The sequence below is a fragment of the Xanthobacter autotrophicus ATCC 700552 genome (assembly GCF_043194565.1).
GTDB classification, from domain to species: Bacteria; Pseudomonadota; Alphaproteobacteria; order Rhizobiales; family Xanthobacteraceae; genus Xanthobacter; species Xanthobacter autotrophicus_F.
On the sequence record NZ_JBAFVS010000027.1, the window covers coordinates 14,944 to 40,389 of the forward strand.

A 25,446-nucleotide genomic window follows, 5' to 3' on the forward strand; every position below is an offset into this window, starting at 1 on the left:
CCGGCCGGCGCCCGCGACGGAAATGTTGACGGCCGAACAACGATCTGGAACCGAGCGCCCCGACTCGGTATGAAAGCTGCGGGGCGGTACGCGCCGCCCTGGGGCGTGGAAACCCCAAGAGTACCGGTTTGGCGCCGGCCGTTACGGCGCCGGATTCCTTGACCATGCGGTCGGGGAGCCTGCGACGTATGTCCAGGCGCCCCCGGGTGCTAAAGGTCGTAGGGACCGGGTACTCTCGGTTTTCCAACTCCCCGATCATGGGTGGTCGAGGGCATGTTTGCGGGGGCGGACCGCAGACACATGCCCTGGGAGTGGGAGACCGAGGCGTGGCAAAAGCCGTCGCACCCGAGCCGGGTTCCCTGGAGGAGCGCGCCGTCGCCGCGCACCGCGCCTATCTGATGGCGCTGGTCGCGTGGGAGCGCACGCTGCACCGGATGAACTGCGCAATCTGCAGCCCTTCAGATCTGTGCGAGAACGAGCGTGTGCAAGTCTGTGTCGCTGCCGAAGCCGAGAAAGAATCACGTCGGATCGCGTTCCGTGATCTCTGTGACGAACTTGGATTTGTTCCCGCCGGCCATGTTATTGCGTTGCCGGCAGAAGAATTATCGGCCTGCTGTGATTTAGCTTCGTCGCATTGAAGCGGAGTTGAGATCATCGGCTCAGACGCCGCACAGGCCTTCGCATTCGTTCGCGAAGAGATCCTGCTGACCGCGGTCGGCGGCGGTCGACAGATCCGCCTGCTCCAGCGGAACGGCCGAACGATGGAGGTAGAGCTCGGCGCGCATGCCCCGCATGCCTGTTCGAATCGCGCGGTCGACGGTGACCGCGTCACGCCACCCTTCCGCGTCGTGGTCGCGAAGAGCGCGCCACATGGCGTCGCTGTGGAACGGACACCCGATGCAGCTGCTCTTCGGCGGTCGAGGATATCCGTGCCGATCGAGCCAGCGCAGGCAATCCCAGCGAGTCATCCGCCGCTCGATCAGGGGCCAGCGATTGACCTGCCAGGCTTCCCGGCTCGGCTTCATCCGGACCACTTCGTCTAGCGAGATGCCGATCCACTGTTCGACGACAGCGTGGTTCGGCGAGTGTCGGCCGGTGAGACCTGCGAGCTCCCGGACCTTCCTGCGGATGGGCACGATCTTGTACTCTGACGTGCATTGGCGGCGGATCATGCCGACGTCGACGAGATCGGTCGCGAGGACCCGCTCGCCGATCTGGACGTCTTCGCCATCCTCATCTTCGCCATAGACGGCGATCGGGGCGCCAGCGGGCGTCACGGTGCGGGTGAAAGCGGGAATCGAAGCCCATCGCAGGCCGCGGGCGCCGTCCAGGAGATCCTCGCGGAGATTGCCGGCCGCGACAACATGCACCGGAAATGGCAGGACCGCCTCCGAACGGAGCCAGGCAAGATGATCATAGACCGCGCGTGGTTCCCAGCCGGTGTCGGCAAAGATCGCGCAGTGGGGGAGGGGGCCTATTTCGCCATGCGCCGCCATCAGGGCGAGAGTGGTCGACTGGACGCCGGCGCCGAGGCTGAGGATACGAAGCGGCTCCGCCGGGTCGTTCTTGACAGGGAGGCCGTGCATCACGCCGCCTCCTGCTCGGCGCCGTCCATGTCCTGGTCGGCGAGGCTGGCGGCTTCGGGAAGGAAGGCCAGCAGATAGTCGGCCGCTTTCGAGGCGGCGCTGGCGGCACGGACGATGGCGCGGTTGTCCTCGCGAACGATGTCCAGCCACGCGCCGAGATAATCTGCATGCCGAACGGTCGGGACGATGCCGAGCGACGCGCAGACGAAGGCGGCCGAGAGCTCGGCCACGCATTCCTCGATGAAGTAGGGCTTGGAGCCGAACGCTCCGCTCTGGTCGCGCCCGAGACGTTTCCTGGCTCCCGTCCAATGCGACAGCTCATGGGCGGCGGTGCGGGCGAAATTGATCGGGACGTGGAAGGCGCCAGGACGTGGCACTTGGACGTAGTCGTGCCGGGTGTCGTAAAAGGCCTGGTCGCCGCCGAGACGAAAATCGGCGCCGCTGGCCTTGATGAGGGCGTCGATCGCCGGCGGCACGACGGCGTCGGGAACAGCGGGCACCGGCGCCGTCAGCGTGTCGGGGAGACCGTCGCACTGGTCGGCGTTGAAGACGGTGAAGCGCTTCAGGAAGGGGATGCCGCCGCGCCCGTCACGGTCCCGGCTGCCGCGCGCATTGTCCTCGCCCGGCGTGAAGCGGCTGGCATAGACGACGGTGGTGCCATGCTCGCCCTTGCGCACGCTGCCGCCGAGCCCGAGCGCCTGGCGGAAGGTGAGCCAGTGCTGGGTGCTGAAGCCGTGCTCGATGACGGTGTGCCAGAGAATGAGGATGTTGATACCGGAGTATTTTCGCCCCGTCGTGGCGTTTCGCGGCATGGCCAGCGGGGCGGCGGCGGCGGACCAGGGCTGGACCCAGGGGACGCGGCCGGCCTCCAATTCGGCGATGATGCGGTCGGTGATGTCCTGGTAGAGTGACGCCCGGTTCGGGGCAGGGCGCCGGCGGGTGGCTGCATGGTCCATGGCGGGTCTCCGCGACGGGCCGGCCGCGAGCCACTCTCGCTGGTCCCTCGACCCGTCACGGCCGGACCGGCCACCCTCTCGCTCTCCTGGAGGGCCTGCCTCCCGCGCCCATCCTTTCCCGGCGATCCGCGGCTTGGCCTCTGCCGCGCGACCGATCGTTACCGCAGGCGCAGACCCGGGACGGGGCTGCGTGGAGACGGTGCAGCCGGCGGCATAGAGCGGGGTCCGACCCCCATCGGACGCGCCCTTGAACTGCCACCTTTATGGTGGCATATTTCGACCATGGAGAAGCGGCGGCCGACCTATGATCTCGAGGCCATCAAACTGGCACTGGGGTCGGTCGACCGCTTGGCGATGACGACATCGGCGCTGCGGGATGCGACGGCGCTCGGATTCGATCGTGGTGGCATCGTCGAGACGATTATCGGCATCGAGCGGCGCATGTTCTTCAAGTCGATGACAACGTTCGCCGATCATCGCGTCTGGCAGGACGTCTATCATGTGCCGGCGCGGGGATTGACGCTCTATGTGAAGTTCCAGGCGGACGTCATCACCGAGTTCACGGTCATGTCGTTCAAGGAGAAATGACCATGGCGATGAAAGAGACGGTGCTTCCCGACACCATGACGGCGCCGGAAACTGGCGAGATCCTGACGCGCAGCGTGCGGCCGTTCGTGGTGGCCTATAAGGGCGTGAGCCTCATGGTCGAGCTGCCCGGCTATTATCCGGCCGGCGAGGGCGACGGCATCCATGTCGGCAAGGACATGGCGGTGGTTGACGTGGCGCTGCGGACGCTGAAGGAACAGGTTGACGGCACGCCGTCGCCGGCGACGATCCGGCGTGTGCGCACCAAGCTGAACCTCTCCCAGCGTGACGCTGGCGCGTTGCTCAAGGTCGGCGAGAACGCCTTCGACAAATACGAGCGCGGGCTGGTCGAGCCGAGCGGCCCGACCAGCCAGCTGATCAAGCTGCTCGATCGCCATCCGGAGATGGCCGACGAGTTGCGCTGACTGGAGTGGATGTTTGGAGCTCTGCCATGCCGACCTGGCCGAAGGACAAATTGCTGAAGCATGGACCCGAGCTGCCGATGGAGGAGCGGATCCGGCGCTACCAGCACAACATACGCGCCATCCGGGAGTCCGGATGTCCAGTGCCGACATCGGCTTATGCCGATACGCTCGACCCTGCCGAGATCGAGCTCTGGTTTGCCGACAGCGCGTATCGTAGCCATCGCCTGAAAGAGGCGATCAAGGGATTGGCGGAGCTGCCACCGGATAGCGAGATTCCCTGACCGCGGGGACCCCGCCGGGGCCCCGCGTCGAGAGCGCCTCATCGCGCATAGGGATCATATTCGTGAATGACCGAGGCAGGGTCGCCGTCGAATTCGTCCGAGGGGAGAACGCCATAGCCGCCGTCGGACTCGAAGAGCGTGATGCAGACCATCAGGGTCTTGGCGAGGTTCCAGGCGTGGTCTTGAGCAAGGGTGAGGTTCTGCGACATCGTATCAGCTCCCGTCTTGCGGCGGGGACCATCCCCGCTCGACAGGCGCCCGAAGCGTCCGGATTACGGCCGCGATCACCTCGCAGGCGAAGCCGCAGAGGCCGCATGCGCGCATAGCGGACCCCTGGCGGGTTGATCGCAGAAGGCCATGGCCGAGACCAAGGAATTGCGCTGATTGAGAGCGGGGTGGCTCACCGTGGAAGCCCCGGGTGCCGGGGTCGCAGAACTCTGTCAGAAGCGGGCCGTACCCTGCCTCCGCAGCCTGCTGGCCGTCACGTCGGCTGATCCGAGCCGACCGTCATCACCAAAACGAATCGATCACGGGCAACTGATTCAATCATTGCGTTGGACCATGCGCGCACGCGCGTGGGACTGTGCATCATGCTAGACGATCATCGGCCCTCGCCATCAATGCTTCAGGTTCTCGTGCTCGACCGTATCGACGCGTCGCAGAACATGGCGCGTTACTATGTGCTGTCGATCGAGCCGACGTTATTCGGGGAGACGGCGATGGTGCGCGAATGGGGGCGGATCGGGAGCTTTGGGCAACGCCGCACTGAACTCTACGCGCAGCGCGAAGATGCGCGCATGGCGCTTGGAACGTGGCTGGATCGCAAGCTTCGGCGCGGCTATCAGCTTCGGATCGCGCCCGCACTCCACGGTGGGAACGGCACGACTCGATTGCCCGATAGCCGTCACGAATGATCGCGGCGCCAGTGCGCAATGGTGATTTCTAACCATACCCGCCGCGCTTGATTCATGAACTCCTCGGCTCGTTACCCAACAAGCCGAGGAATTTCTCATGCTTTTGCTCATCCCTGGCTCCGAGATCGCGCAGCATGGCGATCTGATGGAGCGCGTCTTCCGCTTCCGGCATGCCATCTTCGTCGAAGAGAAAGGCTGGAGCGACCTGCGCCAACCGGACGGGCTCGAACGGGACCGCTTCGACAACGCGCATGCGATTCATCAGGTCTGCCTGCGTGACGATGAGATCGTCGGTTACCAAAGACTGCTTCCGACGACACGCCCGCATTTGCTGAGCGACGTCCTGACCGATCTTTGCCGGAGCAAGCCGCCGCGGGGGCCACGCGTCTTCGAATGGACACGCTTTTGCGTGGCACCCCGTCATCGCGAGCTCCGCCCCAGCGCAAACGGACCATTCCTCGAGCTGGCGCAAGGCGTGGTCGAATGGGGCATGGCGCATCGCGTGGATACCGTCACCGTGGCAATCGATTGGCGGCTGATGGTGATCGCGATGCAGCTGCGGTTCTTCGTGCGCCCTCTCGGCTTTCCCAAGCGCATCGGCCGCGACGAGGTCGTGGCGCTGCGCATGTCATTCAACCGGGAAACCCTCACGACGATCCAGCAGGCGCGGCATTGCGAAGGCTCGGTTCTCCCTGACCCCGGATCACTGCCTTCGGCGGCATAACCCAACTCTCTTAGATCAGGAGGTGCGCCGTGATCCGAACCGCCGATACGAAGCTCATCGCGAGTGAACTGCATTCTCGCTACGAGCCGCCCCGCGCCGTCGCGCTGATCGGACGGACGTTGCAGAAGGCCCTCTTTGCCGGCAGGGCGGACGAGGTGGTGTTTTGGGCATTGGTTTACGCACACTATCGTGGCGGTGATCTGTGTGACGCGACTGAAGAGCAGCTCGCGGCATTCCGGAAAAATATTCTGCCGGATCCGCCCGACCTGAACTGAGCCAGTCGGACGATCAAACGTCGGTCGGCGCGACGACGATCGATGCGGTGGTTGCCGTCGGTGGGTTGGCGGCGAAGCCCGTCGACGTCGGGAAGTCTCCAGGTCCCGACGGTCCGCAGACAGCCTGTCCATCCTTGCAGTTGGGATCAGCCATGGCGCGGGCGTTGCTTGCCATACCGCAGATCGTCGTCCCGTTGATGTCGGAGAAGCCTGAGCATGACCCGGAATTTACCATCTTCTGGCAGTTGCCGGTGCCAAGCTGGATACACGCCGCGATGAAACTGGCGTCCACCTTCTGGCCGTCGAAGGTCGACATCGAGGCCAGCTGTTTCACGGCCGGCGCGTTGTAGCCCGCATTCGTCAGCCTGGCCCAGGCATCGACCTGATCCTGCAGCGACATGCACCCGTATCCGGCGCGATCCGTGCCGGCATATTTCTGGACATTGGCGTTGTTGAGCTGGAAGATTCCGGTGCAGCAACTGCCATTGTAGACGCCCTTGTTGCCGCCGGATTCGAAACGCCCGAGACCACCCAGCGAGCATGACGTCCCCTTGAGATCGTCGCGCAGGGAGGAGTTTCTCACCGCGTCGGTGATCTCCTGGGCTGAATAATTGGTGCGCTCGCAATATTGGCCTTTCTGCGCCAGCGCATGGCCTGTCACCGCCGCGAGCAACATCGGAACGAATGCGAGCGTCGTGATCAATCTGGCAAGCTGTCTACCCATGGTCGCCTCCTGGTGCAGGGAATCACCTGATCGAATAGGTCCGCGCGCAGCCGGGCACGTCGCGACCGCCGACATTGGTCCGGAAGGCGATGGTGCCGGCTGCCGGATCGAAGCGCGTGTAGGAATTGTCATTGCGGTTCTTCGCCGGGATGTCCGGATCGGCGTGATCCGCGTAGCAGCCCGTTGCCGTCTTGATGGCGAGAACCTTGCCGTTCTCGATGGTGACGATGCGCAGCGGACAGGTCGATGGCTCGATCTCGGCGCCGGCGTCGTTCGCGCCGCTGTCGCAATCGCGCGAGAGCGCGGTGCTGACAATGATCGTGCGGGACCCGTCGCGATAGGTCGAGGACAGGGCCGTCACCAGGGCATTCTTGCCATTGAGCGGTCGCTTGAGCTCGGTGGTGACGTAGGCATTCGCTTCGCGGATCACGTCCGGCCAGACGAGCGTCTGCAGGGTGTCGGTTTTCGATGGCGTCTGGAAATTGTGGAACGTCATCGGCTGCCAGGCCCCGGAGCCCTGGTCCTGCGCAACGGCGGCCGTTGAGAGGGTGGTAAGCCCGACAAGTGCGATGACGAGAAAGGAACGCATCGAAGCCTCCTGATGCTGAGATGGCCGGCCAGCATGGCATGGCCGCAGGGGCGGTCCGGGCCGCGGCGCAAGCCGCGCCCCGCAAGGGGTCGCCTTGACCGCGCCGTCAGCGGACATTGGATGATGGCGGGCGCGCAGCCGTTTGATCATGGCGCGCCCAGCGGGATGTTGTTCGAGCAGCCGTCGACGGCCTGATGGTCGATGACGAGGCCGGTCTTCACCGTCTTCGTCGCGACATCATAGGCAGCATAGGCGACGGTTCGGGCGAGGTCCACGGGTGCGCCCGCCGCGGCCGGCGCGAGTTCGAGGAAGCAGGCGCTCCCCCCGTCGAGGGTGCGAACCTGAATGCCTTCATAGATGGCGATCCGCAGGGGACAGAGTTTTATCGTGGCGCGCGCCGACGCCTGGACCTCTTTCAGCGTGCAGCCCGTCGCCGTGTTCAGGATGCTGAGCACGACCGCCTTCCTGGCGCTCCAAATGACGAAATGCGCCTCGGTCGCCGGGGCGTTGGCGCTTGCGTAGCGCGTGTCGCCGCGCGCGAGATAGGCGCGGTTGTTGTCCTCGATGGCGTCCTTCCAGATGTCGGCATAGGTGGCGGTGTCCGCCGTCGCGTGCTGGAGATCGGCATAGGACATCGGACGCCACGCTCCTGGATCTGCGGTGAGCGCCTGGGCATGAACGAGTGCCGGGATCACAAGAGACATCCATGCAGCGGCGATCGCTGGCATTCGTCGCGCGATATGCCGTGGAAAGCAGGTGCGCATTCCTTCAACAACATCTAGTATAATGAACCAATGTCGCACCCGTGGAAAGCCCCCGCCGCGCTATTCGTATCGATCGCGGCCCGGGACCCAGCGCCACGCGTCTTTCGGCGAGCGCTCACCGCCGCGCCAGGGGACAAGGGTTCGCGGCGGATCGACCGGCTGCATGTTCCAGACAGAGCGGTAATGATAGAAGTTCGCGGTCTCGCGCCTGAGACGTCTGCCCCCGGCATCGAGAAAATCTGTGGCGCAATGCACGACGGGTCCCCGGTAGCGGCTGACGCGCGCGGTCTGGGCATCGAGCGCTCCGGGCTTGCAGCCGAAGAGCCAGACAGAGGTCGCGCGCGACGGCGGGATCGGGTCGTCGCCAAGCAGCCGGCGATAGGCGTCGTTGGCCTGGGCCTGCGTCGGATAGGAGAAGCGTTCGGTCAGGATCGGGGCGAACGTCGTCCGATCGGGAGCGTATTCGAGGCGCCCGGGCTGAACGCGGTCTGGCTCGTAGAGCGTGTCGCGCGATGGCAGAGGCAACGCCTCGACAACCGGCGACGTCGGGGCGGCGCAAGCCGCCAGGGCGAGCGCCAGAAGCCCGGGCGCGAGATAGGCCGCGACGTTCATGGCGCGGCCTCGGCGCCTTTCTTCGCGATGGCACGCCGCCGATCGCTGGTCCGGTACTCCCAGGGCATCTGGAACGTGCTGGCCCAGATGCCCCGATAGGCTTTGCGCGCGTCCCTCTCGGCCGACACATAGGCGCGGATCGCGGGATCCTGCTCGCTTGGCGGCAGGGTCATCGCAATGCCGTCGCGGATCATGTCGGCGCCGATATCGGCGTGATCCGCCGAGGCGCAGCGCGCGAGGTGCTCGCCCTGCTCATCGCGAAGAATGTTGCAGGCAACCCATTTGTTGAGCGTTGCCGAGACCAGCCAAGCCGCCGCCACGGTGCCGCACGGCCAGGGCTGACGGCCGAGATGAGCGGCTTGCCCTGGCGCACAGGTGTCGATGCCGTAGAGCCGATAGACAGCCTGCGTCTCGATATCGCGAAAGCGCGTCCCGTCGAGAACCTCGACGCGCAGCGGTGGCGATTGCAGCGCGCTACCTGGCGAGTAAAGGCCGGATCTTTCCGGCGATTGCGCGCCGGCCAATGTGGTCGCGGCAAGCGTGGCGACCATGACGATGGTCCCCGTTCTGGCGCCGCGGTTACGCCCCCGCGTCATCACGGTTGCCCAGGTCGAGCTTGTGGAAGGCATTGGCGATGACGTCGGTGGTGTAGACTGTCTCACCGGCCTTATCCTTATATGAGCCGTCGGCGATGCGGCACTCCGCGTAGACGGCGTCGCCTTTGACGACATGGGTCAGCGCCCATTGGGCGACCTTTTCGTTCAGCAGGCTGATCGTCACCCAGTCGGTCTCTTCCTTTCGCTCGCCCTTGCTGTCGGTCCAGACGCGATCGGTCGCGACATTGACCTTGGCGGTCTTGCCAAAGGCCTTCGGTGCCTGTCCGACATGGCCGCGAAGGATGAACAGGTTGGTGGTTCTCATGGGCAAGGCTCCCTCGGCTGGTGGTGGCGTTGGTCATGGCGGCGCGATCCCTGGCGTGTCCGGGGCGCTCGAGGCTGTTGGCTGCGACGGCGTCGTAGCCGATCGATCCGCCCGGAGCGCGCGCAGGATGATGGCGTTCGGTTCGGGCAGGTCGGCGAAGGCCCACAGCCCGGCGTGTCCGCGTTGCGCCACGAGCTGCGCGACGAAGTAGGGCGGGTGGACCGGCTTGCCGTCGGGTGTCAGCGCCGCGAAGCCGTAGCCGGTCGAAATCAGCGCGGTGCCGAGATCGATCCGTGAGCCGGCGCCTGCTCCGCTCAATGGTTGCGCGATGCAGAACACGAAGACCGTGCGCGCCTCCGGCAGGGCAGCCGCCTGGTAGCATTGTGGCTTCAGGTCCCGCGTCAGCGCGATCAGCATCGCGAGCGAGGCCTCGCCGCAGTCACGCTTCACGCCATGCGCATTGGTGACGATGGTGCCGCGCAGGCAGGACTGAACCCCATAAAGGCGATAGATCACGCCGCCGTCCGTCCAGCTGTCGCCGGTCTGGTAGACAGCGTTGCCTGGGACGGCAAACCAGCCCGGCGCGGCGGACTGCGCCGCCACGGGCGATACCGCGGCCGCCAGCACGAGGAGCGCGACGCGGACGCGGCGCATCTCAGTATCCCCTCAGCGAGAAATAAAAGCGCTGCGCGCCGTTCGCCGTGGAGATGTCGACATAATTGGGCTCGGTGCGAGCCTGCCGTGGTGTCGTGGGATAGGTGGTCTCACACGACCCATCGTCACCACTATGGCAATCGCGCCGCGGTTTGGAGGTGTCGGCGCAAAGATCACCGTTCGGCGCCGGCACGAGCGCGTCGGTATCGCCGCCGGTTCGTTGCATGGGCGTCGTGCCGGTCGGGCAGGCGAAATAGGGCTCAAAGCCAAGGCGCCCGGCATTGCCTTCCGGGCAGGTCGGCCAGGACCCGCCGCGCGCGAGCGACCGGAAGAGCTGCTGCATGACCGGCACGCAATAGGGGATGCCCGACCAGCTGGGCGCCGTGGCAGCGGCGCAAAGGAGTACCTTGCAGCCAAATGAGGCATCCTGCGCCCCGGCTCCGCCGGGCCCAAGCGCGCCGCCGGTGACGATTATCGCCATCGCCAACCACTGAGGCCGCTTCATCCGCCCTCCTTTTCGGTCCTCTAGGAAAACCCGTCGCCAGTCGTGTTGCCATCGTATCAACATTCAATATATTGTCCATGGCGAATTGATTTGAGGGCAGGGCATGTGGATTCGCGGCTTGACGATCGGAACGCTCCTGACGACCGGGATGGCAGGGGCCAGCGCGCAGAGCGGAGCGCCTACGACGCTCGCCACCGTCGACAGTTCCGGCCGCGTCGTCCCGATCGAAGCGCCGGCGCAACCGGTCGAGATACTCCAGGGTCAGAAGGGCGCGGCATCTCCCTGTGCGCCTGCCACGGACCTCGCATCCGATGCCGCGAGGGCGCTGATCGTGAGGATCGCCACAGAGGAGAAGTTCTATCCGGACTTCGTCTTGTCGGTCGCCAAGATCGAGAGCCGCTATCTGTCGACGGCGCTATCGGAAAAGGGCGCGTATGGCCTGATGCAGTTGATGCCCGAGACGGCGCAGCGTTTCGATGTCGATCTGTGCGACCCGGTAGGCAATGTACGCGGCGGCGTCCGCTTTCTGCGCGCGCTGCACGAGCGCTACCGGAATCCGTTCTTCATTCTCGCCGCCTACAACGCCGGTGAGGCCGCCGTGCAAAAAAGCCGCGGTGTTCCGCCTTATCCCGAGACCGTGCGTTTCGTCGCCGACGTCATGAACGACTTCTATACATGGCCAGACCCCGCCGCGGCCGCGACAGTCGGCGCCGCGCGGGTCGCGTCGGCCGCTGCCGACATCATCCAACCTCTCTCCGGCGGCGCTTCACCAGCGGCAGCCTCGGAGCCTGCGAAGCCACGCGCCAAGACACAATGGAGCGACGGCTTCGTGATGCATGTCGACTGAGGAGACCGTAGATGAAGCAGCCGTCGAGACGCGTTCCTTACCTCACCGGAGCCATGTTGCTTCTGATGACCGCCGGCGCCGCCGCACAGTCGGGCGGCACACTGCAGCCGGTGCAGTCGACGCTGACCACCCTCGTGCAGGCGCTGACCGGCCCGATCGCCACCGCGCTGGCGACGCTTGCCGTCATCGCCTGCGGCTTCTTCGCTTGGTCGGGCCGGCTGACCTGGGGCATCGCCGGCAGTGTGATCTTCGGCATCGTGCTGGTGTTCGGTTCGGCGCAGATCGTTCAATTCTTCCAGTCGGCGGTCGGTCAATGAACAGCCAGCACCTCGAAGAGCCGCATATCAGCCCGCTGGTCAAAGCACTCACACGCGCGCCGACGCTGATGGGCGTGCCGTACATGTATTTCATGTTCAACGGCGTGGTCTCGTCGGTCTGCTTTCTGATCTCCCACAATTTGTTCCTGCTGCTGGTCGCAATCCCGCTGCATCTGTTCGGCTACATATTGACGCTGCGCGATGATCGCATCTTCGAAATCCTGTTCGTCAAATCGACAAGATGCCCACCCCGCTCGCGCGCCTTCTGGGCCGCCGACAGCTATCGCGCGTGAGGCGAGGAGATGGTGGCAAAGGCACTCCTCGATGAACTGACCTACGGTGCGGTGTCGCGCCGCGAGCGTCCGGTGGCCAGCCACATCCCCTATACCCGCCATGTCGACGATCACGTCATCAAGACCCGCGACGGTCTGGTGATGACGATCCTGAAATGCGAGGGCTATTCCTTCGAGACCGCCGACATTAGCGAGATCAACTCCCGCCTGTTGGCGCGCAACGACCTCGTCCGCACGCTGGCCAATTCCCGCTTCGCGCTCGTCAGCCATATCATCCGCCGCGAGGTGCAGCCGCGGATCGCGTCGAGCTTCGACAATGCGCTGTGCCGCGAGATCGACGAGCGCTATGACGCGGCGCTGTCGCAGCGGCGGATGTTCGTCAATGATCTCTATCTGACCATCGTGCGTCGGCCGCTGCAGGGCCAGGCCGGCACGTTCGACGCGATGCTGACGAAGCTGCTTGGACGCAAGGACGCCGCCGGCGAATCCGTGGCGTCGCAGACGGCCTTGAGCGAGTTGCACGACGCCTCGACCGCAGTGCGCGAGAATCTCGCCGCCTATGGAGCGCGCCAGCTCGGCGTCGTACGCCGGGATGGGGTCTGGCACTCGGAACCGCTGGAATTCCTCGTTCAGCTCGTCAATGGTGGCATCCCCCGCCCAATGCATTTGCCACGCATGGCGCTCGCCGATGCGCTGTCGATGAAGCGGATCTTCTTCGGCAAGAACGCCATCGAAATCCGTGGCGCCGGGCCCGAGGACACCCGCTTCGGCGCCATGGTGTCGATCCGCGAGTATCCGGCGCAGACCGGACCGGGCTCCTTCGACAATCTGTTGCGTGTCCCGCACGAGTTCATCGCGACGCAGAGTTTCGCCATCGTCGACCGCCCCGAGGCGGCCAAGCAGATCGACCGCGTCGCCCGGCAGGTCGACATGTCGGACGAGGCCGGCTCCATCATCGCCGAGCATCTTGACGAAGCGCGTGACGAACTCCTGGCGTCCGAGGCGATCTACGGTGAGCACCACATGTCGGTGATGTGCCTCGGTCGCACGGTTGCCGAGGTTGCCGCCACCGTGACCGCGGTCGGCGCGGCGCTGACCGATCGCTCGGTGATCTGGACGCGCGAGGATCTCAATTGCGAGCCGGCCTTCTGGGCCCAGCTGCCTGGGAATTTCCCCTACATCGCGCGCAAGTCGGTGATCTCCTCAAAGAACTTCGCCGGCTTCACGTCATTGCATAATTACCCGAGTGGGCGGTTGGACGGGAACCATTGGGGTCCGGCGATCTCGGTGTTCGAAACCACTTCGCAGACTGCCTATTACTACAATCACCATGTTCGCGACCTCGGCAACTTCACCGTCGTCGGGCCCTCGGGCAGCGGCAAGACGGTCTTCCTGTCCTTCATCTCGGCGCAGTCGCAGCGCGTCACGCCGCGACCGAAGCTGCTGTTCGTCGACAAGGATCGCGGCGCCGAGATCTTCATCCGCGCCATGGGTGGCCAATATGAGGTTCTGGTCCCAGGCGAGCCGACGGGGTTCAATCCGCTGTCCCTGCCCGACACAGCGCCGAACCGCGAATTCCTGTTCCAGCTCCTCGGCTTCATGTTGCGGCCAGGCCATGGCGGCGAGCTCAGCGCCTCCGAGGAGCAGGTCATCCGCAACGCCATCGCTTCAGCGCTGAGCGCCGGGCCGGACGGGCGGACGCTAAAGGCCTTCTCGACGCTGTTGCGCGGGCGCATCCGGGCCGGCGAGGGCGATCTCCTCGCTCGGTTGGAGAGCTGGATGCGGCCGGACCAGCGCGGTTGGCTGTTCAATAATGAGGCCGATCAGTTCTCGGTCTCGAGCATCTTCGGGTTCGACATGACACGGGTGCTGGACGATCCCGTCATCCGCACCGCGGCGCTGATGTACATCTTCCACCGCACCGAGGAGCTGTTGACGGGCGATCCGGTGATGATCTTCCTCGACGAGGGCTGGCGGCTGCTCGACGACCCGGTCTTCGCCTTCTTCATCAAGGACAAGCTGAAGACAATCCGCAAGCAGAACGGCATCATCGGCTTCGGGACGCAATCGGCCGCCGACATCGTGCGCTCCAACTCGGCGAGCACGCTGATCGAGCAGACCGCGACCAATGTCTTCTTCCCGAATCCGAAGGCGGATGACGAAAGCTACACCCGCGCCTTCCGGCTCTCGGAGCGCGAAGTGACCTGGATCCGCAGCACGGTGCCGGAGAGCCGTTCCTTCCTGATCAAGCACGGCCGCGACAGCGTCATCGCCAAACTCAATCTCGCCGGCATGCCGGACATCATCAAGGTGCTGTCGGGCCGCACCGAGACCGTGGCCGAGCTCGACGCGCTGCGGGCCCGCGTCGGTGACGATCCAGCCGTCTGGCTGCCGATATTCATGGGAAGGGCTGAGGCATGAAGCGGCTCGCGCTGACGGTGATTGCCTGGTCGTGGATCGGCGCAGGCGCGGCCTTTGCCGCCATCCCGACCACCGACGCCGCGCAGCTAACGCAGCATTCGGAGACCGCAGGCGCGACCATCAAACTGGTACCGATCTCCACGCAACGGCAGAACGCCAATCAGGGCGTGAAATGCGCCGTCACGACGGGCAAGAAGGCCAGCGTCACCGATCCGACGGTGCAGCCGCAATCGGGCGCCGGCAGCCGCACCATCCAGGTCTATGCACCGGAAATGCCGGCGGTCCCGACAGCGGAGGCCCACGGCGCCGCGCTCAACAGCCAGACCTTGTTCAAGTCGACGGGCGACGTCGTCGCCGGCCTCGATGCCAGCCGATCGACACTCGGCGCCGCACAATCTGCGTTTCGCAACGCCGGTTCGCAGGTTGGCACCGCGACGACGGTGATGGCGGCCATCGATATGAACAGTGCCGCGCGTCTGCAGAACAACCTCGCCTGGAACGGCGTGATGGGCTCGGCGAATATCTGGGTGACGGCCCTGAACGCGCTCAATCTGGCGCAGAACAGCGACATCAGCCGCGCCACCATTGGGATGCGCTCGGCGACAACGTCGTCGTCCGGCACCCCGACCATGCCGGCCTGCACGGTCGGCATGGTCGGCATGGTCGGATCGGGGACCGTGGCCGATCCCTGCCGCACGGCGGGGTCATGCTCGACCACGCCGCCGGGATCGCCCGTGGACCCAGGATGCGTCGCGGCCCGCCACATGGATAGCGACGGCAACGTCCTGTTCTACCTCTCGGCGGCTCAGGACGAGGCGCGGACTGCCGCGACCGCGCCCTCCGCCCAGCCGCCCTTGTCCGGCGCTGACGTCGCCGCCGCGATCGAGAGCATTCAAGCCAACGGCCAATAGGAGGCTGCCATGCGATCTGTTCTGAAACTGGCGCTCGGTCTCGCCGTGGGCCTGGTCATTGCCACGTCCGCAGCGCGCGCGCAGGTGCCGGTGATCGACAATGCGAATCTAACGAAAGCACAGGAGATCGCGACCAGCACCCGGCAGATCCTCGACGCCGACCAGCAGATCCTGCAATTCACGCAGAAGACGCTTGCCGCGGTGACCGGGGATCGCACCTCACAGGCGCAGGGCAGCCTGGCGCAGATGGCCCTGGGTGGTGGTTTCTCCATGGCGCAGGCCCCGTCACTGGGCTCGGTGATTTCGGGCGGCTCGTTGTCCTTCGCAGGCTTGGGCTCGGGATCGCAGAACATCGTCTCGACGCTGATCAACGGCCTGCAGCTCGTCCAGACCATCACCGGGATGACCGGCGGCCAGACGCACCCGGTCGACACCGCCTACAAGAACTCCGTCAATGTCGCGGCGACCCTGTCCGGCCTGATCGACTCGACGCAGGGAGCCGTCCAGCAGCGCTCCTCCGCATTTACCCAGGGCGGCCAGCAGATCGGCCAGGCCCAGGACCTGAAGGGCAGCGTCGACCAGAACACGCAGGTGCAGATCCAGACCGGACAGACCATCAATGAGCTCAACGGCGTCGTGAACAATGCGGCGGCGGCTGCCAACCAGGCGAATCTCGATCGCATCGCGGCGGAGTCCGCCGTCGCGCGCGCCATGAAATTCACCCAGCAGTGACTTTGGAGGACGCTTGAACAAGATCACCATCGCCGTCGCCGCTGCGATCATCCTCATCGTCGCCGCCAGCGTGATCATCATCCGCATGCCCGCGCCACCGGCACCCGCTGCGCAGACGGAGAGCAAGCCGGATACCGAAGGCCTGGCGCGCGCCATGACCTTCACCTCGCCCGCCGAGCCGAAGAAATGATCCGCACCTCGGCAGCACTCGCCGCCCTTTGCGGTCTCGCGCTTGCCCTCGCGGGCTGTGCCTACAAGCCACTCAAGGCGCCGTGTTCGCCGGACGAAGGCGGCGCGCCGCTCGGCTACGCGGCGTCTACGCCGACGCCATCACCTCAGCCGTTCGAGTCGCTTGACGCCTGCGGCCCGATGAAACCGATCTGAGGGCGCGATGGCGACGTTCAGCATCACCTCGCTGCTGCAATCGGTCGACCAGATCGGCCAGAACTACGTCTCGACCGCCTACCAGGCGCTGTCGAACGCGCTGACATCGGGCGGAGCGACGAGCGTCGCCGGGCTGCTCCTGACGCTTTATGTGATCTTCTGGGGCGTCGGCATCTGGCAGGGCACGGCAACCGGCGGCCCGGCCGACCACGCCTTCAGGCTGCTTCGCGCCTTCCTGATCTATGCCCTCGCAACCAGTTGGAACGATTTTCAGACGCTGGCGTACCGGTTCATGAATGACGGGCCGTCGGCGATCGGCAACGCGCTGCTCAGCGCCGTGACCACCGCCAACAACACCGGCACGGCGCAGAACCTGACCTCGGTCAACGGCGTGCAGTCGGCCCTGCAGAACATGTGGGACACCACCAACAGCGCCACCGAAGCGTTCCTGCAGAATGCGGGCCTCACCAATTGGGGGCCCTACATCTTCGCCGCCGTCTTCTATGTGGTGATGGCGCTGCTGATCGGCTTCGCGATCTTCCTGATCGTGCTGTCGAAGCTCTTCATGTGGCTGCTGCTGGCATTGGCGCCGGTATTCATCATCCTGCTGCTGTTTGGCGTCACCTCGCGCTTCTTCAGCGGCTGGCTCGGTACGCTCATCCAGTATTTTCTGGTGCAGGTGCTCGTCTACGCATTCCTCGCCTTCTACGTCTCGCTGATCCAGCAGACCATCGACACGCTGAACGGCGTCGCAAATACCAAGAGCGCGAGCTGGGCGACGATTGGCCCCGTCGTGCTGCTGGCCATCATCGGCGTGCTGCTGCTGGCCCAGATCAACAACGTGGCCGCGGCCATTGCCGGCGGCGTGCCGATCTCGAGTTCGCGGATCGGTGCGGTGCTCGCCACGGTCAGCGGCTATCGGCTCGGCATGGCGGCAAACAGGGCCCGTCTTGCCTTTCGCAACCCGTTGAACCCGGGCTCAACGTCGCGGCGCGAGGAGCTGGCGGCGCGCCAGCGTGCGCGTGTCGGGCTGCGCGCGGCGTCGTGGGCGCAATCGCCTGAGTTCCGCAGGCTCGCTGAACAGATCAAGCATCCCGGCTCGCCGCCGGCGCAAGGTGGGGGAGGGAACCGGCCTTGAGCGATACCCCAGTGACAGAGGCTGGAGCGGTCGATGTCTCGGCTAAGATCGACCCCCGCTATTACGCTGAGGGCGCAACCTGGGAATATGACGTCGCACGGCGTAACCGGAACTCGCGAGCGCTGGCCTGGATCGTCGCCGGCGTCATGACCATCGTTGCCGTCGCCTCACTCGGTACATTGGCGCTGCTGGTGCCGCTGAAAACCTACGAGCCCTATATGGTGGTCGTCGACAGGACGACGGGCTTCGTCGAGGTCAAACGCCCGATGGCCGAGGGGCCGCTGACGCAGGACGAGGCCGTCACCACCTTCAATGTGGTTCGCTACATCAAGGCGCGCGAGACCTACGATCCGAGGGCGCTGAAGGACAATTTCGACCTGGCACAGTTGCTCGCCACCGGCGACGCGGCGCGTGAGCTCACGGAGATCTATTCGCCGGCCAATCCGCAAAATCCCGTCAAGATCTACAGCTCCAACACCGAGGTCTCGGTCTCGGTCAAGTCGGTGACGTTCCCGAACAACCGCACCGCGCTGGTGCGGTTCTCCACCGATGAGAAAACGGCGACCAGCATTACGACGCGCAACTGGGTCTCGCTCGTGCGCTTCCGCTACACCTCCGCACCGATGCGCAACGAGTATCGCTTCGACAATCCGCTCGGCTTCCAGGTGCTCGAATATCGACGCGACCAGGAGACGGCTCCCTCTCCCGGCACGGCCGGAGCGCAAAGATCATGAGGCGGCGCCTGATCCTTGCAGGCTGCGTCTTGCTTGCGTCCGGCCATGCGTTCGCGGAAGCGATCCCGCGCGCGGGACGGGTCGATGCTCGCGTCCGCGACGTCGTCTATAACCGCGACAACGTCACGGCGATCGACGCCACCTACGGCACGTCGACGATGATCCAGCTGCAGCCGGACGAGAAGATCGAGACGCTGGCGCTCGGCGATTCCCTTGCCTGGAAGGTCGAGCCCAATCGCAAGGGCGACATCATCTTCGTCAAGCCGATCGACAAGAATGCGCAGTCGAACCTCAACGTCGTCACCGACAAGCGCATCTACAGCTTCCTGCTGCGGTCGAACACGCGCGCGCCGAATGACCAGATCTACGCGGTTCGGTTCCGGTTTCCCGACGACGAGGCGAGCGCGAAGCTGCTCGCGGCCGCCAAGGAGCGCGCCGCCAATCCGAACCTGCGCGATCTCAACATCGCCAACGCCAACAGCGACTATGGCTACAAGGGCTCGTCGACCAACAAGCCGGTCGCCGTGTTCGACGACGGCGTGAAGACCTGGTTCCGCTTCGAGGGTGAAACGCCGGCGATCTACATCGTCGATGCCGAGCGCAATGAGAGCCTGGTCAATTTCCGGACCGAGGGACCGTTCGTCGTCGTCGACAAGGTCAGCCCGCAATGGACGCTGCGCAATGGCACGGAATCGACCTGCATCTTCAATCGGCGTGCGACCAATGTGCACGAGCCGAATGGGCTCGAGCCCTATGCGCCGCAGCGCGTAGGTTTTCCGTCAGCCAGCGCAGGAGGCTGACGCGCCATGCCCTCGCCACAGGATTATCGCTCGCTCGAACTGGAAGCCTCCGCTGCGACGGCGGTAGCGCGGGGTTCGACTGCCCTCGGCAATTTGGTGAAATTCGGCGTGCCGCTCGGCGCCGTCTTGATCGCGGGATGGATGATCTACGCCTCGCTCGGCAGCGGTCCACGGAACATGACCGCGCCGGACAAGGAAGAGTTCACGACGACGCAGTTTCCGGCGCCATCGCTGCAAACCCCACGGACCCAGACCGACCAGGGCACTATTCTCATCCCGCAAGCGCCGCCTGTGCCGCCCGAGCCGGTCTTGCCACCACCGCCCATCGCGCCGCCCCTGGCACTGCCGGCGCCGCCGCCACCCGAGCCACCGCTCGCCCTGTCGGCACCGAACGATGATGAAGCGCGCCGGCTGGCCGAACTCGAGCGGCTGCGCCAGGAAGAGGAGCGGCGGAAGTGGGAACGGTTCCGCGCGCCGCAGGTGATTGCCGACAACGCCAGTCCGAGCGATGCAGCTGGCAGTCCCGCCGATCCGGCGCGCGCGGCTGCCGGGCAGGACGAGGACCCCAACCGCCGCTTCCTGGCGTCGGTCACGAGCGCCGGCGTCGAGATCGCGAAGGCGGTGAAGAACGATCGGATCGATGCGCTTGTCGCACAGGGCACGATGATCCGCGGGATTCTTGAGACCGCCGTTCAGAGCGACCTGCCGGGCATGGTGCGCGCCGTCACGGCTGAGAATGTCTGGTCATTCGACGGCCGCCGCATTCTCATCCCGGCAGGAAGCCGGCTCGTTGGCGAATACAAGTCCGGAATCTCGCAGGGGCAGACCCGCGTCTTCGTGGTGTGGACGCGGCTGCTGCGCTCGGATGGGGTGTCGGTCCAGCTCGGCTCGAACGGCACCGACGATCTCGGCCGCGCCGGCAATGCCGGCTTCGTCGACAATCACTACCTCGAGCGCTTCGGCTCCGCGATCATGCTGTCGGTCGTCGGCGGCGTCTCGCAATTCCTGAGCGGCTATGGCCAGTACGACAACAATAATAATGGCACCACGATCACGACGACGGATCCGGTCACGGGCCTCGTCACCACGACCCAAACGGGCACCAACCAGAACAGCCAGTCGCTCCAGGCCCGCCAGATCGCCGCGCAGAATGTCTCGCAGACGCTAACCAATATCGCCCAGGAGGCGCTGAAGAACTCGATCAACATCCCGCCGACGATCTATCTCGACCAGGGCACGCGGATCATCGTCTTCGTGCGCCGGGACCTGGATTTCTCCTCCCTTTACCCCGATCCGGTGAAGGAGGCGCTCAGGGAGCTCAAGCGTGAACGCGCCGGCGCGAAACCTGACAGTCTTCCTCGATAGGGCGCTCGGGCCCATTCGGCCTTGGCTCGACGACGACCAGGTCGTCGAGATCTGCGCCAATGGCCCCGGTGAGGTCTGGGTCGAGCGCTTCGGTCAGGCCGCGATGGAGTGTCATCCGGTTCCTGAGCTCACCGAGCTCGCAATCCGACACCTCGCCGAACGCATTGCCGGTCATTCCGGCCAGAGCGTCAACGAAGAGCATCCGCTGCTGTCGGCGGCGCTGCCGACGGGCGAACGCTTTCAAGGCGTGATGCCGCCGGCGACGACAGCGGGCGGGGCTTTCGCGATCCGCAAGCAGGTCATCAAGGAGATGCGGCTCGATGATTATCGCCGGCTCGGCTCGTTCGAGAAAGTCGCGACCGTCACTGAGGGCGAATTGTCGGATGTCGACCGGCAGCTCTGCGCGCATCTCGACGCCGGCCGCATCGAGAACTTCATCCGCCTCGCCGTCGTGAACCGCTATTCGATCCTGCTCTCGGGTGGCACCTCCTCCGGCAAGACGACATTCCTCAACGCGATTTTGAAGGAGGTCCCAGTCGAGGAACGCATCATCACCATCGAGGACACCCGCGAGGTGAACCCGATCCAGAGGAACTATCTGCCGCTGGTCGCCTCGAAGGGCGATCAGGGTGAAGCCCGCGTCACCGTCGAGACGCTGCTGCAGGCTTCGATGCGCCTGCGTCCGGACCGTATCTTCCTCGGCGAGATTCGCGGTGCGGAGGCCTATTCGTTTCTGCGGGCCATCAACACCGGCCATCCCGGCAGCATCACCACGGTCCATGCCGATAGTCCGGCCGGCGCGTTCGAGCAGCTCGCGCTGATGGTGATGCAGGCCGGGCTCGGTCTGCGGCGGGACGAGATCGTTGGCTACATCAAATCCGTCCTGCCGATCGTCATCCAGCAGACCAAGGTCGGCGGCTGGCGCGGCACCTCGGCCGTGTATTTTTCGCGGATGGCGGAGTGGCGGGCGGAGAGGGCAGGGGGGACAGGAAGGAAGGCCGGCCATGGCCCGCGTCGTCGTTTATAGGATCGGCATTGCGATCCTGCTCGCCATTGCCTTCTGGCTGCTCTGGAGCATGGCCTATGAGATCGTCGTCGGGCTGCGCTGGGCCCCGGCGCGCTTTCCGGGCGAGGGCGCCAGCCGCTGGGGATTGCTGCGGCTGCAGAATGCCGACCGCTCGGCCGGCTTCTTCCTGGTCGCCTGGCAGCATTTCCATGCCCGTCTTCTTTACCCGGCGACACAGATCGAGGCGCTGATCCGCGCCGGCATTGCGGCGGGGGTGGTCATTGCCCTTGGTCTGGCAGGATGGCTGTTCGCCTTCATCAATCGCCGCCAGATGCCCTTTGGGGCGGCGCGCTTCGGTACGTTGATGGAGGCGGCGAAGCAGGGCCTGACCGGCAAGCAGGGCATCGTGCTGGGGACGATCGGTGGTGTCACGGTGCGTTCGGATGAGCCAGCCCACATCCTCGTGGTCGGGCCCTCGCGATCGGGCAAGGGGACCGGGTTCGTGCTGCCGAACGGCTATCTCTGGCAAGGTTCGGCGGTGTTCTTCGATCCGAAGCGGGAGAATTTCGACGCGCTGGCGAACCACCGCAAGGCCATGGGCAACAAGGTCTTCATGTTCTCGCCGGGCTCCAATGACACGCACCGCTACAACCCGCTCGACTTCGTGCGCCGCGACGAGCGCATGGCGACGGACTGCTTGGTCGTCGCTTCCTTCGTGATCCCCGAGAAAGCGGATGACACCTGGGCCGGGGCGGGGCGACTGCTGCTATCCGCCCTGATCGGCTATGTGCTCTCGTCGCCGCTGATCACCGGGGCGCAGCACATGCGCACGGTCGCCCGGATGACGACCACGGGACGGGACATCTCGTCGGTGCTGCGGGCGATCGTGAAGACCGAGCGGCAGCATCTGCCGACCTGGGTGATCGATAATTTCAACCAGTACATCGCGCTCGAGCCGGAGACCCGCAACAGCGCCGTGTTCAACGTCAACATGGCCATGTCGCTCTGGAACAACGGCTTGATCTCGGCGGCGACCGAGACGTCCGACTTCGACATTCGCGAGCTGCGCCGCCAGCCGATGACCATCTTCATCGGCTGCACCATCGCCGAGCTCGCCATCTTCCGTCCGCTGATCCGCATCCTGTTCCAGCAGATCCATGATCTGATGATGGTGAGGATCCCGGGCGAGGATGAGCCGCACCAGGTGCTGCTCATGCTCGATGAATTCTACCATGTCGGGCGCATGGACTCGCTGATTTCCAAGATTACCATCAGCGCCGGCTATGGCTTCCGCATGGCGATCGTGATGCAGGACATCTCCCAGCTCGATGAGCTCTATGGCCGCAACACGCGCATCACCACCGTGTCCGGTTCGCAGATCAAGCTGTTCATCCAGATCAACGATCTGGAGACGTCGGATTTCGTGTCCGAGATGCTCGGCGAGACGACGCAGGTCTACAAAACGCCGGTGATGCGGCCAGGGCAGGGGATCTTCGCGCCGCGCGCCTGGGCGCCGCACTACACGCCGCGCCCGCTACGCAGCCCGCTCGAATTGCGCGAGATGTCCGACCGCGTGTCGATCCTGATGGTGAAGAACTCGCGCTCGTTCGAGCTTACCAAGATCCGCCACTATCTCGACAAGCCCTATCGACGGCCCTACGAGGCGGCGAAGGGAAATCCGCCGGCGTTGCCGAGCCTGCGCGAATGGAAGGATGAGGCATTGGGCGGCGCGATCAATCCGGCGCCGGCCGCCGAGAGCACCGAAGACGACACGGTCGCCCGGCCACCGCTCCAAGCCGCCGCGCAACGGGCGCCAAGGCGAAATCCTCAACCCCCAGGAAAGAAGGCCCCAGCCAAGCGGCAAGCCGCGGCGGAACCCGCTTTCTTTCCGGCGCCGCTGGTGATCACGAGGGTGAAGCCAGTCGAACGACTGGCCCGCAAGCAGCTCTCGCTTGGTGACCAGCCATTGGTTCCGCCTGGGGAGAACTGCAACATCAGTGATCTACTGGCCGCGTCGGAAAGCGCTCAGCGTCGCGACTTCGAAGCGATGGCTGCCAGCACCGCGGCAGTTGGTCAGGAAGAGCGGGTCAGGCAAGCGCTGACAACCCTTACCGGGCTGCAGGACGGGTTCGGCGACGACGCGCCATGAAATATGTAGCCGTGGTCCGCGCGGCCCGCGTCGCTCACCGAGACGAGCTTGAAGCGACGCGATGGCTCTGCTTCTCAGCAGACGCCGTCCGTTCAGAATAGGCCCATCGGGCTCACCATCAACTGATCGGCGGTGCGCTTCTGCTCCTCGCTGAAGCTTGCGTAGAGCGGCTCCACCGCTACTTTGATCTTTTGGAGCGCTTCCTGGCACAGAGCCATGGCCTTCTCGATCCGCTCAAGACGCACTGGAAGAGCGCCGTCACGTGCCTGCATCATGCCCTCACGCATGCCCATCATCGCCTTCGCGTTGGCTCGCACGGCGTCTGCGAACACGCTCCATTTGGATTCCTGAACGTCGGTGATCTTGATTTCGGTTTTCAAGAATGCCAGCCGGCCTTCAATGTGCCCGGTCATCATGCCCATCATGGGCATGCCGCCAGTACCCATCATCGACATCATCCCACCCATGGGAATTTGTGATCCGGGCGCGTTCAAAGGCGTGGCGGGCGCTTCAGCGCCCCCGGCCGGATGGTGCTCATCATTAGCCGAGGCGGGTGACCCTGCGAGGAGCATGGCGCTGAAAAGCAGGATGGAGATCGAGGGCATCTTGATCATCGGAGCCGATTCCTTCGCGTTGTGAGTTGTCATGACAGGGCGGAGCCTGCTACGGCGAGGCCCGAAACTCGCTGTTCAACCTTGGCCGGCGTGGCTACTTTTCGGGCCGCCGAGCCGTGGAATGAAGCCCGGCACGTCTCGCATATAGCGTTCATAGTCAGAGCCAAATTCCGCCAAAGACTCGCGTTCTTCGGCGCGGGCAAGACGCACGTACATGAACACCAGCACCGGGAACATCGCGAGGGTCAGCAAGGTCGGCCATTGCAGCAGGAAGCCGAACATCACCAGCACGAAGCCGACATATTGCGGATGCCGCACATAAGCGTAGACGCCGGTGGTGGCGAGCGTTCTATGACGCTGTGCTTCGTAGAGCACCTTCCAGCCGGCCGAGATCAGGATAAAGCCGCCACCGATGAAAACGAAGCTCAGGAGGTGAAATGGCCCGAAATGCGGATTGGCTCTCCAGCCGAACATCTCCTCGAGAAGATGCCCGGCGTCATGGGAGAACCAATCGACGCCTGGAAAGCGGCTCTGTAGCCAGCCGGAGAGCAGATAGATCGTCAGCGGGAACCCATACATCTCGGTGAACAGCGCGACCAGAAAGGCGCTGAAGGCGCCGAAGGACCGCCAGTCGCGCTTTGTCTGCGGCTTGAAAAAACTGAAGGCGAAGAAGATGAAGATCGCCGAATTGATAATCACCAGTGACCAGAGGCCATAGGCAGGAACATCGTCGTGCATGGTCGACCTCCGGACCGTTGATCGCGGCTCAATGTTTGTGAGGCTGGTTCTGGCCGGCATCCGCCGATCCGCTGCCGCTGTCGTTGCTTCCTCCCCGTCCGCCGTGGCCGCCATGCATGAAAACATGCATCAACGGGCAGGCGAGGATCAGCAGGAACGGCCAATACCCCAAATACGGGATGAGATGCGCGCGATGCTCGGTCAGAAGATAGAAGCCGCCGATCGCGAGAAAACCGATCAGGACCCAATTTGCGCGGGAGCGAAAGAAGCCACCCTCACCACCATGACCGCCGTGTTCCATTGGAAACTCCACCCACGTCAGACCAGGACGCACCGGCACGCCCTGCAACCGTCCAGAGGTCGCTAGACGATGCAGGCTTGCATCGGCCAGACGCCATCCTCCGAGCGACACGACAGCGCTCGAACCATGGCCGGCCATCTGTTCTGAATCTTTGATCCCGGTTAAACATCCGCCGGGTGTG

General features: G+C 64.8%; 35 protein-coding genes. 21 read left to right on the forward strand and 14 right to left on the reverse strand.

Translation table 11 applies throughout. The features are described 5' to 3' along the window. The first annotated feature begins 326 nt into the window (after window positions 1–326). Window positions 327–638, forward strand: coding sequence for a hypothetical protein (locus tag V5F48_RS20960; protein WP_394085369.1), 312 nt, complete (start codon window positions 327–329; stop codon window positions 636–638). Between the two features lie 21 nt (window positions 639–659). Here the strand turns inward: V5F48_RS20960 and V5F48_RS20965 are convergent, their stop codons facing one another. Together V5F48_RS20965 and V5F48_RS20970 are read right to left on the reverse strand one after the other, a co-directional pair. After that, window positions 660–1,586: a hypothetical protein gene (locus V5F48_RS20965; protein WP_394260237.1), complete on the reverse strand. Its 927-nt coding sequence runs from the start codon at window positions 1,584–1,586 to the stop codon at window positions 660–662. Next, window positions 1,586–2,542, reverse strand: coding sequence for an ArdC family protein (locus tag V5F48_RS20970; protein WP_394085368.1), 957 nt, complete (start codon window positions 2,540–2,542; stop codon window positions 1,586–1,588). The genes V5F48_RS20965 and V5F48_RS20970 overlap by 1 nt, the downstream gene beginning before the upstream one ends. A 282-nt stretch (window positions 2,543–2,824) precedes the next feature. Here V5F48_RS20970 and V5F48_RS20975 point away from each other — a divergent pair, with 282 nt between their 5' ends. From V5F48_RS20975 to V5F48_RS20985, 3 genes are read left to right on the forward strand one after another with little or no spacing between them, the layout of a single operon-like run. Beyond that, the gene (locus V5F48_RS20975; RefSeq protein ID WP_213375363.1) at window positions 2,825–3,130 is read left to right on the forward strand and encodes a type II toxin-antitoxin system MqsR family toxin; all 306 of its coding nucleotides are present in this window, start codon (window positions 2,825–2,827) and stop codon (window positions 3,128–3,130) included. Between the two features lie 2 nt (window positions 3,131–3,132). Continuing rightward, window positions 3,133–3,552: a type II toxin-antitoxin system MqsA family antitoxin gene (locus tag V5F48_RS20980; protein ID WP_213375230.1), complete on the forward strand. Its 420-nt coding sequence runs from the start codon at window positions 3,133–3,135 to the stop codon at window positions 3,550–3,552. A 26-nt stretch (window positions 3,553–3,578) separates the two neighbouring features. Continuing rightward, the gene (locus V5F48_RS20985) at window positions 3,579–3,833 is read left to right on the forward strand and encodes a hypothetical protein (protein WP_213375232.1); all 255 of its coding nucleotides are present in this window, start codon (window positions 3,579–3,581) and stop codon (window positions 3,831–3,833) included. 38 nt (window positions 3,834–3,871) lie between these two features. Here the strand turns inward: V5F48_RS20985 and V5F48_RS20990 are convergent, their stop codons facing one another. After that, entirely contained in the window at window positions 3,872–4,042 is a 171-nt protein-coding gene (locus V5F48_RS20990; RefSeq protein ID WP_213375234.1) for a hypothetical protein, read from the reverse strand. A 381-nt stretch (window positions 4,043–4,423) separates the two neighbouring features. Between V5F48_RS20990 and V5F48_RS20995 the strand changes: the two genes are divergently transcribed. The 3 genes from V5F48_RS20995 to V5F48_RS21005 all read left to right on the forward strand — a co-directional run bounded on the left by V5F48_RS20995 (window position 4,424) and on the right by V5F48_RS21005 (window position 5,746). Then, window positions 4,424–4,747 carry a WGR domain-containing protein gene (locus V5F48_RS20995; protein WP_246544811.1) on the forward strand — a complete coding sequence of 108 codons (324 nt, stop codon included), beginning with the start codon at window positions 4,424–4,426 and terminating at the stop codon, window positions 4,745–4,747. Window positions 4,748–4,844: 97 nt separating this feature from the next. Continuing rightward, on the forward strand, window positions 4,845–5,471 hold the full coding sequence (locus V5F48_RS21000; protein WP_394260231.1) for an acyl-homoserine-lactone synthase: 627 nt from the start codon (window positions 4,845–4,847) through the stop codon (window positions 5,469–5,471). 29 nt (window positions 5,472–5,500) lie between these two features. Next, window positions 5,501–5,746, forward strand: a complete 246-nt coding sequence (locus tag V5F48_RS21005) for a hypothetical protein (RefSeq protein WP_394015632.1) — start codon at window positions 5,501–5,503, stop codon at window positions 5,744–5,746. 13 nt (window positions 5,747–5,759) lie between these two features. On the opposite strand, the gene V5F48_RS21010 is transcribed toward V5F48_RS21005, so the two are convergent. The 8 genes from V5F48_RS21010 to V5F48_RS21045 form a co-directional block, all read right to left on the reverse strand. Then, complete coding sequence (locus tag V5F48_RS21010; RefSeq protein ID WP_394085363.1) at window positions 5,760–6,470, reverse strand: hypothetical protein; 711 nt, start codon at window positions 6,468–6,470, stop codon at window positions 5,760–5,762. Between the two features lie 22 nt (window positions 6,471–6,492). Next, complete coding sequence (locus V5F48_RS21015) at window positions 6,493–7,059, reverse strand: hypothetical protein (RefSeq protein WP_213375367.1); 567 nt, start codon at window positions 7,057–7,059, stop codon at window positions 6,493–6,495. A 146-nt stretch (window positions 7,060–7,205) separates the two neighbouring features. Further along, the gene (locus tag V5F48_RS21020; protein ID WP_394085362.1) at window positions 7,206–7,787 is read right to left on the reverse strand and encodes a hypothetical protein; all 582 of its coding nucleotides are present in this window, start codon (window positions 7,785–7,787) and stop codon (window positions 7,206–7,208) included. 96 nt (window positions 7,788–7,883) lie between these two features. Beyond that, window positions 7,884–8,435, reverse strand: coding sequence for a hypothetical protein (locus tag V5F48_RS21025; RefSeq protein ID WP_394085361.1), 552 nt, complete (start codon window positions 8,433–8,435; stop codon window positions 7,884–7,886). Then, window positions 8,432–8,986: a thermonuclease family protein gene (locus tag V5F48_RS21030; protein WP_394085360.1), complete on the reverse strand. Its 555-nt coding sequence runs from the start codon at window positions 8,984–8,986 to the stop codon at window positions 8,432–8,434. Before V5F48_RS21030 ends, V5F48_RS21025 begins: the two co-directional genes overlap by 4 nt. Window positions 8,987–9,014: 28 nt before the next feature. After that, complete coding sequence (locus V5F48_RS21035) at window positions 9,015–9,356, reverse strand: single-stranded DNA-binding protein (RefSeq protein WP_213375244.1); 342 nt, start codon at window positions 9,354–9,356, stop codon at window positions 9,015–9,017. Between the two features lie 33 nt (window positions 9,357–9,389). After that, window positions 9,390–10,010, reverse strand: a complete 621-nt coding sequence (locus tag V5F48_RS21040; RefSeq protein ID WP_246544815.1) for a thermonuclease family protein — start codon at window positions 10,008–10,010, stop codon at window positions 9,390–9,392. 1 nt (window position 10,011) lies between these two features. Further along, a complete protein-coding gene (locus V5F48_RS21045; RefSeq protein ID WP_394015626.1) occupies window positions 10,012–10,515 on the reverse strand; it encodes a hypothetical protein in 504 nt (167 codons plus the stop codon). Window positions 10,516–10,633: 118 nt separating this feature from the next. Between V5F48_RS21045 and V5F48_RS21050 the strand changes: the two genes are divergently transcribed. From V5F48_RS21050 to V5F48_RS21115, 14 genes are read left to right on the forward strand one after another with little or no spacing between them, the layout of a single operon-like run. After that, entirely contained in the window at window positions 10,634–11,362 is a 729-nt protein-coding gene (locus tag V5F48_RS21050; protein ID WP_394015625.1) for a lytic transglycosylase domain-containing protein, read from the forward strand. Window positions 11,363–11,373: 11 nt separating this feature from the next. Continuing rightward, on the forward strand, window positions 11,374–11,679 hold the full coding sequence (locus V5F48_RS21055; protein ID WP_213375250.1) for a TrbC/VirB2 family type IV secretion system protein: 306 nt from the start codon (window positions 11,374–11,376) through the stop codon (window positions 11,677–11,679). Further along, window positions 11,676–11,972 (forward strand): VirB3 family type IV secretion system protein, encoded by a 297-nt coding sequence (locus tag V5F48_RS21060; RefSeq protein ID WP_213375252.1) that lies wholly within the window; start codon window positions 11,676–11,678, stop codon window positions 11,970–11,972. The genes V5F48_RS21055 and V5F48_RS21060 overlap by 4 nt, the downstream gene beginning before the upstream one ends. A gap of 9 nt (window positions 11,973–11,981) precedes the next feature. Beyond that, window positions 11,982–14,393 carry a VirB4 family type IV secretion/conjugal transfer ATPase gene (locus V5F48_RS21065; protein WP_394015624.1) on the forward strand — a complete coding sequence of 804 codons (2,412 nt, stop codon included), beginning with the start codon at window positions 11,982–11,984 and terminating at the stop codon, window positions 14,391–14,393. Next, complete coding sequence (locus tag V5F48_RS21070; protein ID WP_394085358.1) at window positions 14,390–15,304, forward strand: hypothetical protein; 915 nt, start codon at window positions 14,390–14,392, stop codon at window positions 15,302–15,304. Before V5F48_RS21065 ends, V5F48_RS21070 begins: the two co-directional genes overlap by 4 nt. 9 nt (window positions 15,305–15,313) lie before the next feature. Then, complete coding sequence (locus V5F48_RS21075) at window positions 15,314–16,036, forward strand: type IV secretion system protein (RefSeq protein WP_394015622.1); 723 nt, start codon at window positions 15,314–15,316, stop codon at window positions 16,034–16,036. Between the two features lie 13 nt (window positions 16,037–16,049). Continuing rightward, window positions 16,050–16,226 carry a hypothetical protein gene (locus V5F48_RS21080; protein ID WP_394015621.1) on the forward strand — a complete coding sequence of 59 codons (177 nt, stop codon included), beginning with the start codon at window positions 16,050–16,052 and terminating at the stop codon, window positions 16,224–16,226. Next, window positions 16,223–16,420: a hypothetical protein gene (locus V5F48_RS21085; RefSeq protein ID WP_394015620.1), complete on the forward strand. Its 198-nt coding sequence runs from the start codon at window positions 16,223–16,225 to the stop codon at window positions 16,418–16,420. Before V5F48_RS21080 ends, V5F48_RS21085 begins: the two co-directional genes overlap by 4 nt. Window positions 16,421–16,427: 7 nt before the next feature. Further along, entirely contained in the window at window positions 16,428–17,558 is a 1,131-nt protein-coding gene (locus V5F48_RS21090; protein ID WP_394039615.1) for a TrbL/VirB6 family protein, read from the forward strand. Then, the gene (locus V5F48_RS21095) at window positions 17,555–18,292 is read left to right on the forward strand and encodes a VirB8 family type IV secretion system protein (protein WP_394085357.1); all 738 of its coding nucleotides are present in this window, start codon (window positions 17,555–17,557) and stop codon (window positions 18,290–18,292) included. The genes V5F48_RS21090 and V5F48_RS21095 overlap by 4 nt, the downstream gene beginning before the upstream one ends. Further along, window positions 18,289–19,092, forward strand: coding sequence for a P-type conjugative transfer protein VirB9 (virB9, locus tag V5F48_RS21100; RefSeq protein ID WP_394015617.1), 804 nt, complete (start codon window positions 18,289–18,291; stop codon window positions 19,090–19,092). The genes V5F48_RS21095 and virB9 overlap by 4 nt, the downstream gene beginning before the upstream one ends. 6 nt (window positions 19,093–19,098) lie before the next feature. Next, window positions 19,099–20,457 carry a type IV secretion system protein VirB10 gene (gene virB10, locus V5F48_RS21105; protein ID WP_394015616.1) on the forward strand — a complete coding sequence of 453 codons (1,359 nt, stop codon included), beginning with the start codon at window positions 19,099–19,101 and terminating at the stop codon, window positions 20,455–20,457. Further along, on the forward strand, window positions 20,417–21,484 hold the full coding sequence (gene virB11 / locus V5F48_RS21110) for a P-type DNA transfer ATPase VirB11 (protein WP_394039622.1): 1,068 nt from the start codon (window positions 20,417–20,419) through the stop codon (window positions 21,482–21,484). The genes virB10 and virB11 overlap by 41 nt, the downstream gene beginning before the upstream one ends. After that, complete coding sequence (locus V5F48_RS21115) at window positions 21,462–23,612, forward strand: type IV secretory system conjugative DNA transfer family protein (protein WP_213375274.1); 2,151 nt, start codon at window positions 21,462–21,464, stop codon at window positions 23,610–23,612. The genes virB11 and V5F48_RS21115 overlap by 23 nt, the downstream gene beginning before the upstream one ends. 92 nt (window positions 23,613–23,704) lie before the next feature. Here the strand turns inward: V5F48_RS21115 and V5F48_RS21120 are convergent, their stop codons facing one another. From V5F48_RS21120 to V5F48_RS21130, 3 genes are all read right to left on the reverse strand, one after another. Continuing rightward, complete coding sequence (locus V5F48_RS21120; protein WP_394085355.1) at window positions 23,705–24,226, reverse strand: Spy/CpxP family protein refolding chaperone; 522 nt, start codon at window positions 24,224–24,226, stop codon at window positions 23,705–23,707. Between the two features lie 75 nt (window positions 24,227–24,301). After that, window positions 24,302–24,964, reverse strand: coding sequence for a methyltransferase family protein (locus V5F48_RS21125; protein WP_394085354.1), 663 nt, complete (start codon window positions 24,962–24,964; stop codon window positions 24,302–24,304). A gap of 28 nt (window positions 24,965–24,992) precedes the next feature. Further along, window positions 24,993–25,265, reverse strand: coding sequence for a DUF2933 domain-containing protein (locus V5F48_RS21130; RefSeq protein WP_394015612.1), 273 nt, complete (start codon window positions 25,263–25,265; stop codon window positions 24,993–24,995). Between the last annotated feature and the right edge of the window lie 181 nt (window positions 25,266–25,446).

Coding starts and splice junctions, on each gene's coding strand:
- V5F48_RS21030 (WP_394085360.1), bottom strand. CDS start 8,986: ATGGTCGCCACGCTTGCCGCGACCACATTGGCCGGCGCGCAATCGCCG.
- V5F48_RS21070 (WP_394085358.1), top strand. CDS start 14,390: ATGAAGCGGCTCGCGCTGACGGTGATTGCCTGGTCGTGGATCGGCGCA.
- V5F48_RS21115 (WP_213375274.1), top strand. CDS start 21,462: ATGGCCCGCGTCGTCGTTTATAGGATCGGCATTGCGATCCTGCTCGCC.
- virB10 (WP_394015616.1), top strand. CDS start 19,099: ATGCCCTCGCCACAGGATTATCGCTCGCTCGAACTGGAAGCCTCCGCT.
- V5F48_RS21075 (WP_394015622.1), top strand. CDS start 15,314: ATGCGATCTGTTCTGAAACTGGCGCTCGGTCTCGCCGTGGGCCTGGTC.
- V5F48_RS21000 (WP_394260231.1), top strand. CDS start 4,845: ATGCTTTTGCTCATCCCTGGCTCCGAGATCGCGCAGCATGGCGATCTG.
- V5F48_RS21045 (WP_394015626.1), bottom strand. CDS start 10,515: ATGAAGCGGCCTCAGTGGTTGGCGATGGCGATAATCGTCACCGGCGGC.
- V5F48_RS20990 (WP_213375234.1), bottom strand. CDS start 4,042: ATGTCGCAGAACCTCACCCTTGCTCAAGACCACGCCTGGAACCTCGCC.
- V5F48_RS20995 (WP_246544811.1), top strand. CDS start 4,424: ATGCTAGACGATCATCGGCCCTCGCCATCAATGCTTCAGGTTCTCGTG.
- V5F48_RS21025 (WP_394085361.1), bottom strand. CDS start 8,435: ATGAACGTCGCGGCCTATCTCGCGCCCGGGCTTCTGGCGCTCGCCCTG.
- virB9 (WP_394015617.1), top strand. CDS start 18,289: ATGAGGCGGCGCCTGATCCTTGCAGGCTGCGTCTTGCTTGCGTCCGGC.
- V5F48_RS21130 (WP_394015612.1), bottom strand. CDS start 25,265: ATGGAACACGGCGGTCATGGTGGTGAGGGTGGCTTCTTTCGCTCCCGC.
- V5F48_RS21015 (WP_213375367.1), bottom strand. CDS start 7,059: ATGCGTTCCTTTCTCGTCATCGCACTTGTCGGGCTTACCACCCTCTCA.
- V5F48_RS21125 (WP_394085354.1), bottom strand. CDS start 24,964: ATGCACGACGATGTTCCTGCCTATGGCCTCTGGTCACTGGTGATTATC.
- V5F48_RS21035 (WP_213375244.1), bottom strand. CDS start 9,356: ATGAGAACCACCAACCTGTTCATCCTTCGCGGCCATGTCGGACAGGCA.
- V5F48_RS21065 (WP_394015624.1), top strand. CDS start 11,982: ATGGTGGCAAAGGCACTCCTCGATGAACTGACCTACGGTGCGGTGTCG.
- V5F48_RS21120 (WP_394085355.1), bottom strand. CDS start 24,226: ATGATCAAGATGCCCTCGATCTCCATCCTGCTTTTCAGCGCCATGCTC.
- V5F48_RS21060 (WP_213375252.1), top strand. CDS start 11,676: ATGAACAGCCAGCACCTCGAAGAGCCGCATATCAGCCCGCTGGTCAAA.
- V5F48_RS20970 (WP_394085368.1), bottom strand. CDS start 2,542: ATGGACCATGCAGCCACCCGCCGGCGCCCTGCCCCGAACCGGGCGTCA.
- V5F48_RS21055 (WP_213375250.1), top strand. CDS start 11,374: ATGAAGCAGCCGTCGAGACGCGTTCCTTACCTCACCGGAGCCATGTTG.
- V5F48_RS20985 (WP_213375232.1), top strand. CDS start 3,579: ATGCCGACCTGGCCGAAGGACAAATTGCTGAAGCATGGACCCGAGCTG.
- V5F48_RS20980 (WP_213375230.1), top strand. CDS start 3,133: ATGGCGATGAAAGAGACGGTGCTTCCCGACACCATGACGGCGCCGGAA.
- V5F48_RS21040 (WP_246544815.1), bottom strand. CDS start 10,010: ATGCGCCGCGTCCGCGTCGCGCTCCTCGTGCTGGCGGCCGCGGTATCG.
- V5F48_RS21020 (WP_394085362.1), bottom strand. CDS start 7,787: ATGCCAGCGATCGCCGCTGCATGGATGTCTCTTGTGATCCCGGCACTC.
- V5F48_RS21090 (WP_394039615.1), top strand. CDS start 16,428: ATGGCGACGTTCAGCATCACCTCGCTGCTGCAATCGGTCGACCAGATC.
- V5F48_RS21010 (WP_394085363.1), bottom strand. CDS start 6,470: ATGGGTAGACAGCTTGCCAGATTGATCACGACGCTCGCATTCGTTCCG.
- V5F48_RS20975 (WP_213375363.1), top strand. CDS start 2,825: ATGGAGAAGCGGCGGCCGACCTATGATCTCGAGGCCATCAAACTGGCA.
- V5F48_RS21085 (WP_394015620.1), top strand. CDS start 16,223: ATGATCCGCACCTCGGCAGCACTCGCCGCCCTTTGCGGTCTCGCGCTT.
- V5F48_RS20965 (WP_394260237.1), bottom strand. CDS start 1,586: ATGCACGGCCTCCCTGTCAAGAACGACCCGGCGGAGCCGCTTCGTATC.